The organism is Rania fehmarnensis, from assembly GCF_056494185.1.
The window spans coordinates 1754529-1772612 of the sequence record NZ_CM151398.1 but is presented as its reverse complement, the minus strand read 5'-3'; the positions used below and the strand labels follow the sequence as shown (position 1 = coordinate 1772612).

12 protein-coding genes are annotated in these 18084 nt (G+C 55.5%); 5 read left to right on the top strand and 7 right to left on the bottom strand.

Going from position 1 to position 18084, the window contains the following annotated elements; translation table 11 throughout:
* Positions 1-107: 107 nt before the first annotated feature.
* Entirely contained in the window at positions 108-4769 is a 4662-nt protein-coding gene (locus SH573x_RS05585; RefSeq protein WP_479353348.1) for an outer membrane protein assembly factor BamB family protein, read from the bottom strand.
* 83 nt (positions 4770-4852) lie between these two features.
* The gene (locus tag SH573x_RS05580) at positions 4853-6076 is read right to left on the bottom strand and encodes a S1C family serine protease (protein WP_479353347.1); all 1224 of its coding nucleotides are present in this window, start codon (positions 6074-6076) and stop codon (positions 4853-4855) included.
* Positions 6077-6247: 171 nt separating this feature from the next.
* On the opposite strand from SH573x_RS05580, the gene SH573x_RS05575 reads away from it, so the two are divergent.
* Positions 6248-7525, top strand: a complete 1278-nt coding sequence (locus SH573x_RS05575) for a thymidine phosphorylase (protein ID WP_479353346.1) — start codon at positions 6248-6250, stop codon at positions 7523-7525.
* 100 nt (positions 7526-7625) lie between these two features.
* On the opposite strand, the gene SH573x_RS05570 is transcribed toward SH573x_RS05575, so the two are convergent.
* Both SH573x_RS05570 and SH573x_RS05565 read right to left on the bottom strand, forming a co-directional pair.
* The gene (locus SH573x_RS05570; protein ID WP_479353345.1) at positions 7626-8528 is read right to left on the bottom strand and encodes a DUF1559 family PulG-like putative transporter; all 903 of its coding nucleotides are present in this window, start codon (positions 8526-8528) and stop codon (positions 7626-7628) included.
* A gap of 162 nt (positions 8529-8690) precedes the next feature.
* Positions 8691-9080 (bottom strand): hypothetical protein, encoded by a 390-nt coding sequence (locus tag SH573x_RS05565; RefSeq protein ID WP_479353344.1) that lies wholly within the window; start codon positions 9078-9080, stop codon positions 8691-8693.
* A gap of 152 nt (positions 9081-9232) precedes the next feature.
* On the opposite strand from SH573x_RS05565, the gene SH573x_RS05560 reads away from it, so the two are divergent.
* Positions 9233-10231, top strand: coding sequence for a ZIP family metal transporter (locus tag SH573x_RS05560; protein WP_479353343.1), 999 nt, complete (start codon positions 9233-9235; stop codon positions 10229-10231).
* Positions 10232-10279: 48 nt separating this feature from the next.
* Here the strand turns inward: SH573x_RS05560 and SH573x_RS05555 are convergent, their stop codons facing one another.
* From SH573x_RS05555 to SH573x_RS05545, 3 genes are all read right to left on the bottom strand, one after another.
* Complete coding sequence (locus SH573x_RS05555; RefSeq protein WP_479353342.1) at positions 10280-11122, bottom strand: leucine-rich repeat domain-containing protein; 843 nt, start codon at positions 11120-11122, stop codon at positions 10280-10282.
* A gap of 139 nt (positions 11123-11261) precedes the next feature.
* Positions 11262-12047: an SDR family NAD(P)-dependent oxidoreductase gene (locus SH573x_RS05550; protein ID WP_479353341.1), complete on the bottom strand. Its 786-nt coding sequence runs from the start codon at positions 12045-12047 to the stop codon at positions 11262-11264.
* Positions 12048-12104: 57 nt separating this feature from the next.
* Complete coding sequence (locus SH573x_RS05545) at positions 12105-13547, bottom strand: hypothetical protein (RefSeq protein WP_479353340.1); 1443 nt, start codon at positions 13545-13547, stop codon at positions 12105-12107.
* Between the two features lie 90 nt (positions 13548-13637).
* On the opposite strand from SH573x_RS05545, the gene SH573x_RS05540 reads away from it, so the two are divergent.
* The 3 genes from SH573x_RS05540 to ahcY all read left to right on the top strand — a co-directional run bounded on the left by SH573x_RS05540 (position 13638) and on the right by ahcY (position 18063).
* Complete coding sequence (locus SH573x_RS05540; RefSeq protein WP_479353339.1) at positions 13638-14906, top strand: glycosyltransferase; 1269 nt, start codon at positions 13638-13640, stop codon at positions 14904-14906.
* A gap of 580 nt (positions 14907-15486) precedes the next feature.
* Positions 15487-16443, top strand: a complete 957-nt coding sequence (locus tag SH573x_RS05535; protein WP_479353338.1) for an ArsR/SmtB family transcription factor — start codon at positions 15487-15489, stop codon at positions 16441-16443.
* 75 nt (positions 16444-16518) lie between these two features.
* The gene (ahcY, locus tag SH573x_RS05530) at positions 16519-18063 is read left to right on the top strand and encodes an adenosylhomocysteinase (protein ID WP_479353337.1); all 1545 of its coding nucleotides are present in this window, start codon (positions 16519-16521) and stop codon (positions 18061-18063) included.
* Positions 18064-18084: the final 21 nt, after the last annotated feature.

The window sequence follows — 18084 nt, the reverse complement described above, 5'->3', positions numbered from 1 at the left end:
GCGCCAGGCAAGACTTCTGCGGCACTAACCAACCCACTGCCAAGACCCCTTCCGAATCTCGCAAAGCCTCGATTCGACCTCCCCAAGGCGAAGCCTTGGAGAGGTGACTAGCGGGCCGGAAAATCGCGAAACGGCTTAGTCGAATTCGGTAGGGCTCCGAAGTAGCAAATCGGCTGCGGCGGTTTCTCGCCGTCAGTGGCCATCAGTTCGATGCGTGTCGAGCCGATTCCCATATTGACCTTTAAATCGTTGGGTTCGATCTTCATGGTAAACTCAGCCCGTTCGCCAGCCTGACTGCGAACCTCCAAGGCGGTATTGCCATAAGCCAACGTACCGTCGCGCAAATCGATCACTGCTAAGCCCGCCTGCCGAGTCTGTGCAGAGGGTTGCTGGATACGATAGAAGGCAATGAACGGCGAGTTGCGCGGCTGGGAACTATTGAAGATGAACAGTTGCAACATGCCCGCTTGGTCCCACAACATGCGGCCATCGGTGGCATCGAGCGCCACGATACTACCATTAATCGGAAAGAGACCACGATCGTTGTCTTTCTCATCTGGCCACGGACGAATGGACATCGTGTTGCTATCAGCCAGGTTAGTCCAGATAACCACCCGCTCGCCAAACAACTGAACCCAGACGTCGCGCAGTCCTTTTTGAGGCGGAAGTTGGTGTTCCACAACTTTGGCAGTCTGCACGTCACAGTACCAGAGACGTCCTTCAGGTTCTACGACAGCCAGATGTCGACCATAGTCTTTGCCAGCCGATAACGAGGCGAATTCTGTTTCGACAACTGCCTGGCCACTGAAGACATCCAGCAAGCGCAAGATGCACTGATCGGCTTCAGAATTATCGACTTGGATAATAGCCTTCTTTTTGGCGGAGCCTTTTTTGACTTTGGTTTGGACCAGGTGCTTACCCGAGCTGATACTGTTACTCCACTCGCCGTCGTAATCGTATTGACGCAAGAGAGCCCCATCGCGGCAATCGAGCACATCGATCTTCTTTGCCGATTTGTGCACCACAGCCACTTCCAGTTCATGCGCCACCAAGGCAGTGCTGTCGTCATAGTTGGAGCGACTCCACAGAGGATCACCCGTCAGGGCGTCGAGCAAAATGACGTCGCCTTCCTTTTGCACCACAATGCCCATAGGCGTCATGGGTCCAACCAGAGCTTCACGCGTCGAACTGCCCCGATTGGGCGTTTTCATGCGCAACTGGTTGGTCGTAGTCGTGGAGGTGGCCGATGTGTATGGCTTTTGTGGATTGGACGGGACACGGGAGAGTGAATATCGCCAGAGACATGAATCCTGAGATGAGGTGTACCCGCGATATATATCGAAGGCCAACAGTTCGGTCTGCGTTTCAAGATAGACCAAGCCGCCATCATATTGCGCACGCAAGAAACTGTCGTTGAGATCACCGGTACTGCGCTGAAAGGCGCATTGCGAAATCATCTGACCAAAAGTGTTGCAGACAATTAAGTGATCGTTGGCAAATCCTAATTCGATATCCGGCCGACCATAGCGTGTGCCAGTCGCTTTCAATCGAATCTGCGTATGATTAACAGGTCCTTCGCGGCGTTTGATGTCAACTTCTACCTTACCCTCAGGCCACTTCACGTCAGTATCCAGAGAGATTGGTTGGCCCTCAACTGGCCTCCCATCGGGTGCAATAATCAGTTCGTCGCTCTGAGAATACGTGACGACATCGTCCGCTTTGGCATTTTCTTGGAGCAAAGCCAGCGCGTTTTCCCGAACTGCCTGATCGCTATTGAAGAGAACTGGTTGCAATAAGCGTTCACCCATCACTTGATCGGTGTCACCCAAAAGATTGCTCGCCAGATTGATCACAGCTTCGTGAGCCGGATCGAGCCAGGCCAAGAACCGCAATTCCAATTCGCGCGTAAGTGGATGGTTCTGAGCAGCAGCCGTCAATCGCTCTTGGATGATACTGAGCATGCGATGGCGCTCGTCCGGTGAAGCCGCTGCAAAGACTCTGGCCAACTGTACACCAATCCAAGTGTCAATATCTACCTGGTGACCGGCGGCTACGGTCATCGTTTGAGCTCGGGGTTGCAATCCAGGTTGACGGGAATTGGTGCGTTCACGCACCAGTTGCATCAGGCGTACAAACGCCAATTCATGTTGGCCGCTCTTGATGTTTCCCTTGGCCAGCAAAACCAGAAAGCGGAAATACTGCGACTTGATAATCGACTCGTATTCGGTCGCCAGGGGCAAGTAGCGATCGAAATCTTGTTCCAGCCCCGTCAACAATGCATCGACTAACAGGTAACGCGTCTCTCCATCGTCGTTATTGAGGGCGAAAGACTTGCGGAGCAGTTCGACGGCGTCGCTGACATTGTTGTCGGCCAATAGCAACAAGGCCTTTTGGTTGAGAGCCCAATTGTCCTGGGCATTGGCGGCCAGACGTTGTTGCACTTGCTGAGCCAGTGATTCGCGTGTGTAGTACGCAGAAATCCTGGTAGCGCCGACCGAGATGATTCTGTTCTTAAAAGCAAACAGATTACCTAGCGGTTGCTCAACAATGGCTGCGTCAACCAATTTGCCTTCATCCAAATCAATCTTGAGCACTCGCCGTGCTGTGGTTGGCAGATACAGGTATTTGCCATCGCGAATACCCTTGCCAGCTACGACTTCGCGTTGACGTATACCGCCGGTTTCGCTGGTGTTGGCGCTTGCATAACGATCGTGAGAATTGGGCAACTTGGCAGCCACCAAAACGTTAGCGCCCCAACTGGCCATGCCATCGGTTAAATTCAAGGCATGCACATCGGTATTGGAGACCATGATGACCCGATTGTTTTGCACACCCGCGATATAGCGGGCATCGCGAACTTGTTCCCAATGCGTTGTGCCCGATAGTAGATCGATGCATAGGATGTGGTTGTACTCAGGCGGTGTGAACAGGACACGGCCGCGATGAATCACAACTTGCGGTTCCGCCCAGCGTTCGACCGTCGCATCAAAAGCTTCTTGTGGTTCAGCCAGGCCGAAGGGGCTCAATTGTGGACTAGGGGCATTGTATTGCTTGGCCCACAGAAGGCTGCGCGTCAACAAATCCACTGCGATGATCGCTCCGTTACCGACCGGGCACACGATCACTTCGTCGGAAATCGAAGGACTGAGCGCTTGCGACTGGCGCAGTTGATCCGACTTGATCGAGCCATCGGGCGAGAGCGTTAATTGTTGAGCCCACTGCTGCTTGCCGGTACGTGCATCGAGCACGACCAGTCGCGTTTCCATGTTGATTTCGACCAGTGCATAGAGGTCGCCTTCAAATGATAGCGGTGGCCCCAGAAAGTAGGCGCCCGCTAGTTCGGGTTCATTCAGGCTGTCTTCTCCACCAACTTGCCACAACTCTTTGCCTTCGCCCTGCAAGCTCACACCGATCAGCGTATTGGTGGCCGGAGCTCCGTTAAACTGCATTCCACCGAGATTCTGCCGCAGGGTGCGCATATCTTCGGTACCGGTGATGTAATACAACTGCGAATTGTCGATGCTAAACTGACCAAAGGCGGAACTGCCCCAAATGCGGTTGCGCAAGTTGGTATGCAACAAAAACTCTTCGCTTTCCATGCCAAAGGATTGGTTGCGAGGCGCGATCGACACTGGCAACGCATCTTTGTAGAAGGGCCATTTCCTCAAGCCCGTCTCCAGATCAATCGCGAACACATTGGAAGTTGCGGTCTTAGCCAACACGATGTCGCCCAACATGCGTGCTTCCAGCTTGGGCAAGAGCGCTGTAGTGGAGGGACCAGTGCGCTGCGCTAGCGCATTGACGGTCTCTTCGTCGCTGCGATCGCGATGCAGCGTCATATCCCAAGCGACCATCGGCATCGGTAATCCGGCCGCGGCAGTTCCGTTGCGATCGGGCTGGCCGCCAGTCATCATCCAGTTATCTAGTGGACGTTCACCCGACTGTAGCAACTTGGGATAAATGTTACCGAGCAGCTTGGGCCAATCTTGTTTACCGTCCAAAGTAACCTGACGGCTACCGAGCATAACCGAGGCGCCAGCGAACACGTTAGCCCCGTCTTGCAGAGCCTTGACGGCCAGCTCCAAGCGCCCCGCTTGCATCCAAGCGCCGGCAACTTCGCTGACCAGCTGCGCCCCAAAACGTTTGCGCGCAGCCGGAAAGCCGCTCAGACGCTGCAGAATGCCAGCAGCGGCGATGGGAAATCCGCGAATCAGTTTATCCTGCGACAGCAGTATGCTGGCATCGTATCCGGCTTCGGTGTGATAGTACTTGCGGCTGACTTCACCGATGGCTTCGATATCGCGAGCAGCCACCGCGGCTTGCAGTGCCTGGCGCGCAGCTACTCCGTACTTAATCTCCAGGTACTTGCGTCCTTCTTCGGGAATCTCCCCCAGTAAGCGCAAGGCTTCGGTGCGCACGCTATTGCGAAAGTACCTATCACCAGCCGCTTCGGTGAAGTAATCTTGCTGGATGGAATCACCGTTCAGTTCGTCCGGCTGCTCGTCCAGCAATAGGCTGCCCAGGGCTTCGATGCCATCGCTATAGCGCATTTCTTCGATCGCCGTTTTGCCTTCGCGCAGCAGCCGAGTCAACGGCCGAGGAGCGAGCAGGATGCGTTCTTGAGCCAGCGCCTCGCCGCGATTGGCGCGATTGCCAAACTGCGCCTGGGCAGGTTCCGCTAGAAAAATGACCAGACAAGCCATTAGGCCGCCCAGCATGAGGGCCCGACCGCAATGTCCATTTAGAGCGAAACTTCTGGGCAATTTCATTTCTCGAGCCATTTGTTCTTATTCCGTCACTAGAACCCAAGCGAATACTGGCTGATCATCTCAAGCTTTTTGGCCGTGCAAATCTAGTTGGCAGGATCCAACTTGATTTCGAGCTTCATCCGCTCGCCGGCGCGCAACACGATCATCTCGATTGGTTCACCAATGGATGACACTTCGATCATGTCCGCCAGCTCTGCACCGCTGGACACTCGTTGATTATCAAAGCGAACGATCACATCGCCAGCCAACAGCCCAGCCCGATCAGCCGGTCGATCCGGCGCGGTGCTGACGACGAACGCACCACCACCAGCGGGCAGATCGAGCTGTCGTTTTACATCAGGCGGAATAGATCGCAGCTGCGCACCCATCTTGGCTCGCCGTACTCTGCCGCGCTCGAGCAGTTCGTTCTTGACCCACAGCGCGCGATTGACAGGAATCGCAAAGCCGACACCTTGAAACGAACCGGAGCTGGAAGAGATCGCCGTATTGATACCGATAACTTTGCCATCCAAATCAATCAGCGGGCCACCCGAGTTGCCAGGATTAACAGCTGCGTCGGTTTGCAAGACGTGCCCCTTGATCATGCCCTCCAGCGGGCGATTCTTACCGCTGATAATACCCGCGCTCACCGTCGAATGTAGATTGAACGGACTGCCGATGGCCAACACCCAATCGCCCACATTCAAATCGATCGCACTGCCCATTGCTGCCACCGGCAAGTCTTCGTTAACATCAATACGCAGAATAGCCAAATCGCTATCCGGATCGGATTTGACATCTCGAGCAACGAATTGGCGTCCATCCTGCAGCATGACTTCGATATGTTTGCCATCTTTGACCACATGATTATTGGTCAGAATGAGTCCTTGACTGGTGACGATAACACCCGAGCCGAAGCCATCGAAACTGGAATCGTCTCCGCCTACGATATCCAGCACGCCACCTCCATCGCGATCGCTGCGATCACGCGTGCGGACCTTGATCGTGACCACTGCGGGCACCGCGCGTGCGGCCGCGTCACGAAAGGCGCGAGAGAGTTCGCGGGCGCTAGCCCGGTTCTGCTGAGCTTCGGCAGGCGTGCTGGAGCGATCGCGATTCAACTCCGGCGCACCGGCCGTTTTCTGCTCATCCTCGCTAGAGGCAGCAGCGTCATCTGACGGCGAAGGTGCCGCCGCAGTTGGGGCTGAATCTTGGGCCAGGCAAGGAACTTGTAAAAGATTCGCACTCGCACCACAGGCAGCAACAGCCACCGACCAGATGGCCAACGTACGACAACCAATACGGTCAGGATTTAACCAAGCTAACATAGTGAACTACTTGACTGCAGACAGATCTTCCAAGGGCAGAGACCCCAACTGGGAATCCACCCGTTCATTGTATACGCTACAGGCCGCCAGTGTGCAGTCAAACCCCGAGGCTTCGACGTCCTCAGCTTGTAAACGCTGAGGCGCTCGAATTTGTTGACAGAGACTAACCCTATGGTCCCCGCCGCTATCATTGCTAAAAAACGCGATGGTCTTGAACACTCTGCTGGCGAAATCCAAGCCATGATCGACGGCTTTCTATCAGGTGAAGTGGCCGACTACCAGATGGCTGCTTGGGCCATGGCCATCGTTTGCCGCGGCATGACGCGCTCTGAGACCAGTGTGCTCACCAGCGCGATGCTGGCCAGCGGTTCGCGGCTAGCGCGAGCCACCGATCGACCTCGCGTTGATAAACACTCCACCGGTGGACTGGGCGACTGCCCGTCGATAATCTTGGCGCCACTCTTGGCGTGCTTCGACCTGGACGTGCCGATGCTCAGCGGCCGTGGGCTGGGAATCACCGGTGGGACGCTCGATAAACTGGAATCCTTTGAAGGCTATCGCACCAATCTGTCGGAAGCGGAGATCAACCAACAACTATCAGCCATCGGTTGTGTGATCACAGGTACTACACCCGATATCGCGCCTGCCGATCGCCAACTGTACGCGCTGCGCGACGTGACCGGTACGGTCGAATCGATCGCGCTGATCACCGCCAGTATCATGTCCAAGAAACTGGCTGAGTCGCTCGACGCGCTTGTCCTGGATGTCAAGTTTGGCAGCGGTGCCTTTATGCAGAACATCCGCGATGCGCTGCAGTTGGCAGAGAGCCTGGTCGCCGCTGGCCAACACGACAAACTGAAGACCACTGCCGTGCTCACCGCTATGCATCAACCACTGGGGCGCATGGTCGGCAACGCCTGCGAGATCAACGAGGCGATCGAGGTTCTGGAAGGTCACACATCCAGCCCCCTGGCCACGGTTACGCTCAGGTTGTGTAGTGAATTACTGTGCTCAACAGGCCGCGCATCCAACCTGGTTACGGCCGAGAACAAACTACTAGCCGAGATCAATAGCGGTCGACCACTCGATCGATTGCAAACCATGGTGCAGTGGCAGAAGGGGCGCTATCAAGATCGACTGACGCTGGAAGAAACTCAAACGCTAACTGCATCGGATTCAGGCTACATCCACGCGATCGATGGTCGCCTATTGGGTCAAGCGGTAATTGAGATGGGAGGCGGACGCAAGTCGATGAGACAGACTATCAACCATCGAGTCGGCTTGGAGATGCTCGTCCGGGCTGGCGAGCATATTACGCGCGGCCAGCCGATCGTGCATCTCTTCTGTGCCGCTAACAATCGCCTCGAGACGGCTCGACAGCTGGTCCAGCGAGCCGTGGCGATATCCAGCGACGCACCCACCGCTACGCCACTGATCGTACCACTATGAAACCCTGAGCAAACTCGTAGCCACCGTCGCCAGACGGTGGACACTCGTATCGGCGAAATCCACCGCTTGGCAGCGGTGGCTACCGTCAAACGCTGCGAGCTTATTGATCTTCGCTGACGACTTCACCACCCGAAATCGTACACATGGCTTTGTACATTTCTTCGTCCATAGTCTCTGAGTACATGCGTACCGATCCATCAGCTCGCAAGAAATTTACACCACCGGGATGGTAACTGCGAAAGTCTTCGAAGTGTCCGCCAGGGTGATTAGGAGCATGGTCCGCTACGCCCACAATGCGGGCCTCAGGCTCGTTGGCGTCCGAAATAAGTCCATGCCAGACAGAGCCACCCAGTCGACTATCACGCTCGCCGACGATGATTGTGTTGCTCAGTCCATCGCGGATGTCGCGGAACTTGGTGCGGCTATTGCCAAAGAAAGTTCCGTCGCCATTAAAAGGGGCATCTTCCAATTCAAACGTTCCGAACATACCGATGTAGTTGCTCTTGGCGATCGAAAACAGCTTATGACCTTCGTCGATATTTTCAGGACCATCATCGCCGCCGTGGCCATGACCATGTCCATCGCCTTCGGCAATTTCGAAGATGGTGGGAAAGGGATCCGACGGGCAAATGAAGTTGGGGACTGTGGTAATCAATAATGACTGATGAATGGGATCAGCAATGGGAAAGCGCGAATCAATCTGGCGATAGATGTTGTCGCCTTCCATAAAGGGCAACAGGGCACTGGCCCAACCCCAACCAGGATCGCCATTGGCTGCTTTGGAAACCCATCCAGACGGCAAACGACCATAGGCCGATTCGTAGTTGTGAACCGCCAGACCAACTTGTTTGAAGTTATTGGAACACTGCATCCGTCGCGCAGCTTCACGGGCCGCTTGAACTGCGGGCAATAGCAGACCAACTAACACACCGATGATCGCAATTACGACCAACAACTCAACTAATGTAAAAGCGCGCGATCGCATGAAACCCGAAGTACGCATGGGACAATTTTCCTGTGTGATGTAAATGCTGATAATGGTGAGAGGGGGCGCTCGAGATGTGGAGCGCTCAGGCGGTGCCCTGCGTAAAGTCCAGCCAAGGGCCTTTCGCGGAGCGAATGGAGACTCTTTGGCGGACGCTTTCGCGGAGCGAAAGGCGACCATTCAGCACACAGGTGGTCCGCGAGATGCGTAACCGAGTACGAGATTAGAAGGCGGTAAACGCTCTGAGTCGATCGTGGCCGCCAAGATCAATCGCTCGCTAACTAGCGAATTGTCGATCACTTGGATATGAGTAACTTGCGCCAGCAAAAAACAGGTGGCACAATCTTCATGCAGATCTGGCTCGGTCAATCGGCCAGTCAAGTCGGACAGCTGCTGCGTACGCTTGGAAAATACCGAGTCTTCTAGACAGTTGGATTGTCCGCAATGCGAGTGGGCGTTCGGCGAATGTGCATGAGAATGGCACACGCTGTGATGTAACCACAGCGGTAGCGGTCCTCCGCCAGCGATCGCTAGCAGGCACAGCCACCATACTCTTTGCATTAAATTCATGTGCTTGACCTGCGGACACCGAAGCCGAACTCGCCAGAGTTTGAATGCCTCAGTCAAACGCTATCTTCGCCCAAAGCAGGTCTTACGTCAAGTTTTCGGCCTGTTAAGATAGGAGCAGAATTTGACTCACCCCCCCTAGAAAGTACTATACTTTGTTCGCGCCGCTTGCCCAAATCTTCTTTTCGGCCGGCGGTCTGCTGCTGGCTTACTCAGCGGCAGTGGTCTTGGCCTCGATCGTAGGCGGGATGATTCCCAGGTGGTTGAGACTGACGCATACTGGCATGCAGATACTGATCAGCCTGGTGGGCGGAGTAATGCTGGGCATCGCTGTTTTTCACATGCTCCCGCACGCCGCCGCTCAGTTAGGCGCCGATTCCATCGATCAAGTCGCTTGGGGCATCATGCTGGGACTGCTATGCACCTTTTTTCTGTTACGCTTCTTCCACTTTCATCAACACGGTCCCGCCGATTTCGGAACCGGCGAAACTGACGCGGATACGCATCTTTGCTCCAGCGAACTTCAGGCGACCCAGCGTCAACAGGATCCCACGGACTCCCACGACACTAGTGACCATCACAGTCATGTTCACGAGCATATACACAATCACGATCATCATGGTCACGAACATGGTCACAAACATGGTCACAGCCACGAGTCACCGCGTTGGATGGGCGTGCTGTTGGGACTGGGCCTGCATACCCTGATGGACGGCATGGCGCTGGCTGCGAGTGTAAAAGCCGAGGCGCTCCAACATGCGGGCCACGAACACGGCGCGGGCCTGGCGGGACTGGGAACCTTTCTGGCGGTCTGCTTGCACAAGCCCTTGGATGCAATCTCTATTACATCACTGATGAACAATGCGCCGGCCAACCGACGGCTGTTGGTCAACTTGGGCTTTGCGCTGATGTGCCCGTTGGGCGCGTTGCTGTTTTGGTTTGGAGCCGACATCAGCGGCAGCGCGGCTAGCCTGGCCGGCTGGGGTCTAGCCTTTTCAGCCGGAGTGTTCTTGTGTATCTCGCTCAGCGATCTGTTGCCAGAGATGGAGTTTCACTCACATAACCGCGTGCAACTCACTTTGGCTTTGCTGATCGGCATCGCGATCGCCTGGGCCATCGGACTGCTAGAAGGCGCCGGCGCGCATCATCACTGAATTGGAACCGCTGAATTGATATTCACATGACTCGGCCGCGTAGGGTGCTTACTTCGAAGCTTTCTCCAAGTTGATGCGTCCGCCGATGGCTTTCAACTGCGCGACTTGTTCGTTCTTGGCCGCATCGCTGAGCGGATTGCCGAAAAGATAGATTCGCCAGAACGGTGCAAACTGCTTGCGTTCATCGGCCTTGGCCATCTCGACCAGTACGCTTATATCGCTGATCTTGTTATCCTCCAGCATCAAATACGTTAGCTCCGTTAGTGGCTTGAGGAAATCGAGTTTCTCCACGCCACAGGCGCGGATATCGATGCGGTCGAGCCACTTCAGTTGTCCAACTGGGGCGAAGTCTTCAACTGCGTTGCCATCGAGGTACAAAGATTGAACTTTGGGCAGACCTTTAACGACATCGATCTTGGTGATCTTGTTGTTGGACAAGTACAGCGAACGCATGTTGGTCATCTTGGCCAAGGGAGCGATATCGCTCACAGCGTTATTGGACAGCTCCAAATATTGGATGCGATCCAATTCGGCTAACGGCGCAATCGACTCGATTTTATTGCGAGCCAGGGTCAGCGATTGGACCAATTTCAGTCCGGCCATCGGGGTCAAATCGGTGATCTCGTTATTCTCGAGATCGATCTCCTGGACTGCTACACAGTTCTCCAGGCCGGCCAGGTTCTTGATGCCTTTGCCCTTGCCTTTGACCTGCGAGATATTCTTGACATCGTCTTTGGTCAGCGGCTCGGTGTTGTAGCGCTTTAGGAAAACTTCTTGGCGAACTGCCGCTTCGAGAGCTTTATCGGGGAACAAATCCTGGGCTTGGACCTGGCCGGAAACAACGCTCAACGCCAATAGGACAAGCGCATAACGCAATTGAGTTATCATCATCGCGATCGACTCACTGAGGTGGGACATTGGGTGGGATAGGCCCGTGCCTTGCGGGCACGTTTAGTATGGTCCATCGCATAGTAATTGAAAACTAGGCCAAATGCCACATTTCAAAGGACGGGAGAGGCCCAGCGCGCGCTTATTGCGCAGTCCACCCGCCATCGACGGCCAGGACGCCACCGGTGAGGTAACTGCTAGCCTGACTGGCCAAAAAGATCGCCGCACCTTGAATTTCTGGCATTTGCCCCCAGCGTTTCATGGCGGTGGCTCCGATGATGGAGACGCGAGCCTCCTCGGTGTCCGCGATCGGAATATTCATCTCCGTCAAAAATGGTCCCGGGCAAATGGCATTACACGTGATACCAAAGGGAGCCAACTCAATACCTAAGGTGCGGGTCATTTGCACGACAGCTCCTTTGCTACTGGTATACGGAGTACGATTGGCCAGTCCAACCAACCCCAAAGCGCTGGCCAGATTGACGATGCGACCATACTTGGCTGCTTTCATGACTGGAGTTACCGCGCGGGCCATCAGCCACACCCCGCGCACGTTGGTGCGCATAACGTCATCGAACTGATCAACCGATAGTTCATCGATCGGGCCGCGGATGTTGATGCCGGCGTTGTTGATCAAGATATCGACGCGGCGCCAACGCACCATCGCTGCCTTGACCAGGTTTTGAACTTGAACCGGATCTGTAACGTCCGCCGCATGACCACAAGCATCGATGCCGTAGTGATCTACGATCTGCTGGGCTGCTTCGATGGCTTCCTCGGCATGTCGACTAACCAGCATGATTTTGGCTCCAGCCGATGCCAGGCCGGCAGCCATCGCTAGTCCTAATCCCTTGGAACCTCCTGTAACAATCGCCGTACGTCCGTCGAGGCGAAATTGGCTAATGCCAGGCAGATCGGCCAGGTTCATGGAAGGGTGTCTTTCTGTGGGTAAACAGTGTGGGTCGATACTTTATGTGCCGCTTGGTCAACTCAACTTCTGCAGGTCGGCTCGCTTGTCTTGGTAAGTCTGATTGAATGCCAGAGCGCCCGCATGTGGCTCGATGCCCCAATTGGCACACGCGTCTCGATAGACTTCTGGCCACCAGTTGCGATGGGTCGTCAGTCCGCTCTCGAGATAGTCACGCCAGTGGCTAAGGACTTTCGTCCAGCACCGATCGCCGTAGGCTAGCGCTTCGTTGAGCGATTTATAGCGCGGTACATACCAGCGCCGACCGATTTGTGCATGCAGCACTTCATCGGCCCAGTCGAAGTCTTGGAACAACCCTGAGAGCGCATCGCCGCTGGCCAATCCAACTTCCCATTCGTAACGTTTGCCAGTGCGCGGCATCAAGCCTTGTTCGATAAAGAACAAAACGCCGTGGCGTTCGCGAGCGTCAAGTTGCATGTTGAGGTTGCGTGACCAGGTGAAGTTGATTGGAATCTTGCGCCAATCGATGCATTGGGCGACGAAGCCTACCTCGCCCATCATTGCGTGTCGAGCTTCGTCCCACAGTTGTCGGCTCATCTCCATGTGGAATTCCCACGGTTCCTCATCGCCTAGTTCGGTGAGGATACTGGCCATCATCTCAGGCACATCGATTTCACGCAGACGTTTGTAGTACATCATCAGCGTCTTGGCTCGAGCCGGAAATTGCTCGTCGTACAAGAAGGCTTCCGGATTGACGCCCGCGTTATACGAATCGATAAAACGTTCGTCGCGACATGGCTCGGCTTGATAGACGAACGGTTCAGCCGAATACATGGCCGGGGGCACGTCGGTTTCAGATTGATTGTGAGGTTCGGTTCCGTCGAGCCCACCGGCGGCCGCCAGGCACTGATGGAGCAGCGTTACCCACTGTGCATGTTGTGTGTGCAGCTCCGGCGTGAGCAGACAGTCGATAGCTTGCTGGCCATAGACTTGCACCTCGCGCATTTCGAAGGCGATCAATTTGGCGACCCGCACCGTTGGTGCGTCGGCTAGAGGATGAGCATCTTGCTGTAGCTTGTGGCAAGCTTGAATGATCGCGGGCAAAGTGACTTGGTAGCATCCCAGCAGAAGAGACTCGGTGCAGGGGCTGGCGATAACTTCGTCCATCAGTCGCTCGAGCGCGGGATGCGGAACTTTATCCAAGCCCAGGGGTGGTTCGCGCATTTCGCTAACGCGGCGGCGAATGAGCGTCACTTGTTCAGCGCACAGGTACGCATGCTGGCTGAAGGCTGCCTTCAGTTCGTAGATTGGTTCTGAGGTGATGCGCGCGGCGAATGTTTCGTATAAACGTCTGAGGAGATAGTGCAGGCGTTTGAGGCGTGTGACGCTCTGTTCAACACTCCAGTCGTTCTGTGCAGCCTGTTCGAGCGAGGCGAGACCGGCCAGGGAAGGCAGGCCCTTGTAGGACTGATAACTACCAGGTTCCAATCGATACGACATAGCTGGTAAACTTGCTCGATCTGAAGACGCCAGAGTGCGATTGGATGAACGCCATCGCCAGCACGTGAACGCCCAGTATAGTGAGCCTCTATGTTAGATACCATCGTCACCGCACCAGGCAGCCTAGGTGACGTTAATCCGATGATTGCGATCGCCCGCGGTTTGCAGGCGCGCGGTTGCCGAGTAACGGTGGCGACGGCCGAGCGTTATTTGCCGCTGATCGAACGGGCTGGTTTAGGTACGCGCATGTTGGTCTCGGAAGAGCACTTTGCCAAGGTGGTGGGCAACCCGGATATCTGGCATCCGCGCAAAGGACTAAAGCTTGTTTTGCAAGCCCTAGGCATCGAACAACTGATGGATCACTATCGCTGGTTGGAAAGCGTGTATGTGCCTGGTGAAACACTGCTGGTCAGTCATCAACTGGATTTTGCAGGCCGCGTTTTTCGCGATGCTCATCCAGAGATTCGTTTGTGTACGGCGTTGCCCGAACCGGTGATGTTGCGCTCGTTGACGCAGCCACCGCAACTGACGCCGATTGGGTTGGAGAGAAAGCTTCCTCGCTTTCTGTTGCGAGCCTTTTATCGTTTTTCGGATGTGATGGCTGACAGGATTCTGGGGCCGACCATTAACGAGTTGCGGCGCTCGTCCGGTTTGCAGCCCGTGCGACGCATTTTGGACAAGTGGTGGGCTTCGCCCGACTTGAATTTGGGAATGTTTGACGAGTGGTTCACCGTACCGCGCGAGGACTGGCCAGCCAATTTCGTGTGCACTGGCTTTCCGCTGGCGGATTCGGGAGACCTACTTCCCGAGCCGGCATCGGATTTGATTGAGCATGCATTGTCGCCACTGCAAGGACAGGCTCCGATCGTCTTCGCTCCCGGCTCGGCCCATGCGCACGCCCGCAACTTTCTGGCTGCCGGGGCGGAAGCCTGCCGCAGACTCAATCGTCCGGGTGTGCTCTTAAGTTCGGTGGCCGATCAATTCCCCGCCAGCCTGCCGCCCCAGGTGGTCACCGCCAGTTACTTGCCGTTCCGCGACCTGATGAAGCGCGCTTGTGCGATTGTCCATCACGGCGGTATTGGTACAACCAGCCAAACCCTGGCGGCTGGCCTGCCGCAGGTTGTCTGTCCCATGGCTTTCGATCAGTTCGACAACGGCTCGATCGTCCAGCGCGCCGGCTGTGCTAGCGTAGTCCCCATGTCGCGCGTAACCGCAGCCCGCCTGACAGCCGCCCTCGATACAGTCCTCCATTCCCCCCAAGCAGCGGAGGCCGCCCGTCGCCACCAGGCTCAGGTCCAACAAGGTTGGGCCTCTCCCGAAAAGCTAGCATCGTTAGTCCTGAGCTTGGCACGCCAATAAGGTCTGTCCCAAAACTCTCCGCAATGCTAGCAAACCCCCACATCTTAGTTATGGGACAGACCTCGAACAATCGGGACCTCTCCGCCCGGTGGGCCCGTCGGTCCCGCATCGACTCTGTCCCGAAACTCGAGTGCAATGCTAGCAACTCCAAACTACGTTCTTTTGGGACAGCCCCCTCAGCCCGCGCGGAATCGGGAGAAAACATGGGTCAATACCCCCATTCCTTCATCAACACTAGCAAAACACCCCAGTTCGCTATGGGACAGACCACGAAAAAGCTAGCTCAGTTCGCTTATGGGACAGACCACTAGAAAAGCTAGCTCCAGAGTCGACGCAATACCAGCAATTCCAAGCGGTTGCTTTTGGGACAGACCGGTAAGGCCGCGCCTGCAGCCGGGGAGACAGCATGGGCCAAAAACCTACGCGCTCAATGATGCTAGCAAACGCCGCCCGCCTTATGGGACCGACCACTCCGAAGATAAATGGTTTGGCCAAACTCACCTATGATCGCCCCCTGCGCACTTGACCAGCGTTGGGAAAGAGATAAAATTCGATCATCCGGATAGATGGATGGAGATGTATGATTAGCAGTTTGGCTCCTTTGGACTGGTTGCAGACGCTGGCCGACCCGACGCGGGTGCGGTTGCTTCGGCTATTGGACCGACAGGAGTTGTCAGTTACTGAGCTCTGTTCGATCCTCCAGTTGCCGCAAAGCACGGTATCGCGGCACCTGAAACTGCTCGTTGGTCAGGAATGGCTGGCCAGTCGGCGTGACGGGAATAATCATCTCTACCGAGTCGAGCTGGAGAATTGGAACGACGCTCGCCGCGAGCTGTGGAGCTGGGTGCGCGGCCAGGCTGGCGAAGCTGCGACTACAAACTTGGATGATCGTCGGCTGGAACAAGTCTTGTCGCAGCGCTCGCGCAGCGCGGACTTTTTCCGATCCGCCGCTGGGCAATGGGACGCTATGCGGGTGGAGCTGTTCGGCCCACGGGTTGACGCCTCCGCTTTGGCGGCCACGCTACCACCCTCGGCGGTAGTCGGAGAACTAGGTTGTGGTTCGGCTCCGTTGGCGCAATTGGTTGCACCTTTCGTACAACGGGTAATTGCCATAGATAATTCACCCGCGATGCTTGCCGCTGCCGAACAACAGCTCAATGGGCAGGCAAACGTCTCCCTTCAGCTTGCCAGTTTGGACCAATTGCCTCTGGACGATGCGCAGTTGGACGCCGCCTGGCTGGTGTTAGTCTTGCCGTATTTCGCTGAAGGTGTTGGCATTCTGCGAGAAGCGGCGCGCGTGCTCAAGCCGAATGCACCGCTAATCATCGTCGACATGTCCCCACATGATCGCGAGTTGTATCGACAAGAAATGGGTCACGTGCGTTTAGGGTTAGAGCGTGACCTTCTCCAAGGATGGTGTGATCAAAGCGGGCTGAGAATCGAGCGGTACTGGAAATTACCTCCCGATGCTGCAGCTCGTGGCCCAGAATTGTTTACCGCAGTTATCAAACACACCTGCGGCACAGTTGTGACATAGGTTTGCATCCCGTGTCATCCCACTTAATCAACTTAATCGTAAAGCTTTTTCACACTTTAAAAAGGTTCATCAAGTATGAGTGCTGTCGCCAGTCCTAAACCAGCCAAGTCCACCAAGGCCGCCAGCGAGCGTCCCAAGTTCAAAGTTCTTGCCTTCGACCTGCTGGAAGCCGGCAAGCGCGAAGATGCTCAAGCCATCGTCGACCTGGGTCGCAAAGAAATCATGTTGGCCGAAGACGAAATGCCTGGCCTCATGGCTCTCCGCACCCGTTACGCGGCTTCGCAACCGCTCAAGGGCGTTAAGATCATGGGTTCGCTGCACATGACCGTGCAAACGGCCGTGCTGATCGAAACCCTGGCCGACCTAGGCGCCGATGTGCGCTGGGTCAGCTGCAACATCTTCTCCACTCAAGACTCCGCCGCAGGTGCAGTTGTCGTCGGTCGTGGCGGCACTCTGGATAACCCCAAGGGCACGCCTGTATTCGCTTGGAAGGGCGAAACTCTACCAGAATATTGGTGGTGCACCAACGAAGCTCTTGTCTGGCCAGATGGTTCCGGTCCCGACATGTTGGTCGACGACGGTGGTGATGCAACCCTGTTGATCCACAAAGGTGTTGAATATGAAGCCGCAGGCAAAGTACCTGCCTTCGATGCTGAGAACGAACCTGAAGAATGGGGCGTTATCCTCGATCTGCTGCGAACCGAACTGGTTTCCCAGCCCGGCAAGTGGACCCAGATGGCCAAGGACATTCGCGGCGTGAGCGAAGAAACCACAACCGGTGTCGCACGACTGTATGAAATGGAACGCAAGGGCACGCTCCTGTTCCCAGCGATCAACGTCAATGACTCAGTGACCAAGAGCAAGTTCGATAACAACTTCGGTTGCCGTCACTCATTGGTCGACGGACTCAACCGTGCAACCGACGTTATGATCGGTGGCAAAGTTGCAGTGGTGTGCGGTTTCGGCGAAGTCGGCAAAGGTAGCTGCCAATCCTTGCGTGGCCAAGGCTGCCGCGTAATCGTGACCGAAATCGATCCGATCTGCGCTCTGCAGGCTGTGATGGAAGGCTACGAAGTCAAAACGCTTGAAGACGTCATTGGCGAAGCCGATATCTTCATTACCACCACCGGTAACAAAGACATCATCACCGTCGAACACATGAAGAAGATGAAGGATCGCGCCATCATCGGCAACATCGGTCACTTCGACAATGAAATCGATATGGCCAATCTTTACAAGCTTGAAAAAGCTGGCAAGGTCGAGCGGATCAACATCAAGCCTCAGTACGATATGTTCCGCTTCCAGGAAACCGGCAAGAGCGTCTTGGTTCTAGCTGAAGGTCGTCTGCTCAACCTCGGTTGTGCAACTGGCCACCCCAGCTTCGTTATGAGCTCCAGCTTCACCAACCAAGTGTTGGCCCAGTTGGAACTGTGGATCGAACGCGATAACGGTAAGTATGCCAAGAAAGTTTATGTCTTGCCCAAGAAGCTCGACGAAGAAGTGGCTCGGTTGCACCTGGAGAAACTAGGTGTCAAGCTGACCAAGCTAACTGACTCGCAAGCCGAATACCTGGGCATCCCAGTGGAAGGCCCCTACAAGCCTGAGCATTACCGTTACTAACGAACCTGCTTGACACGGGTT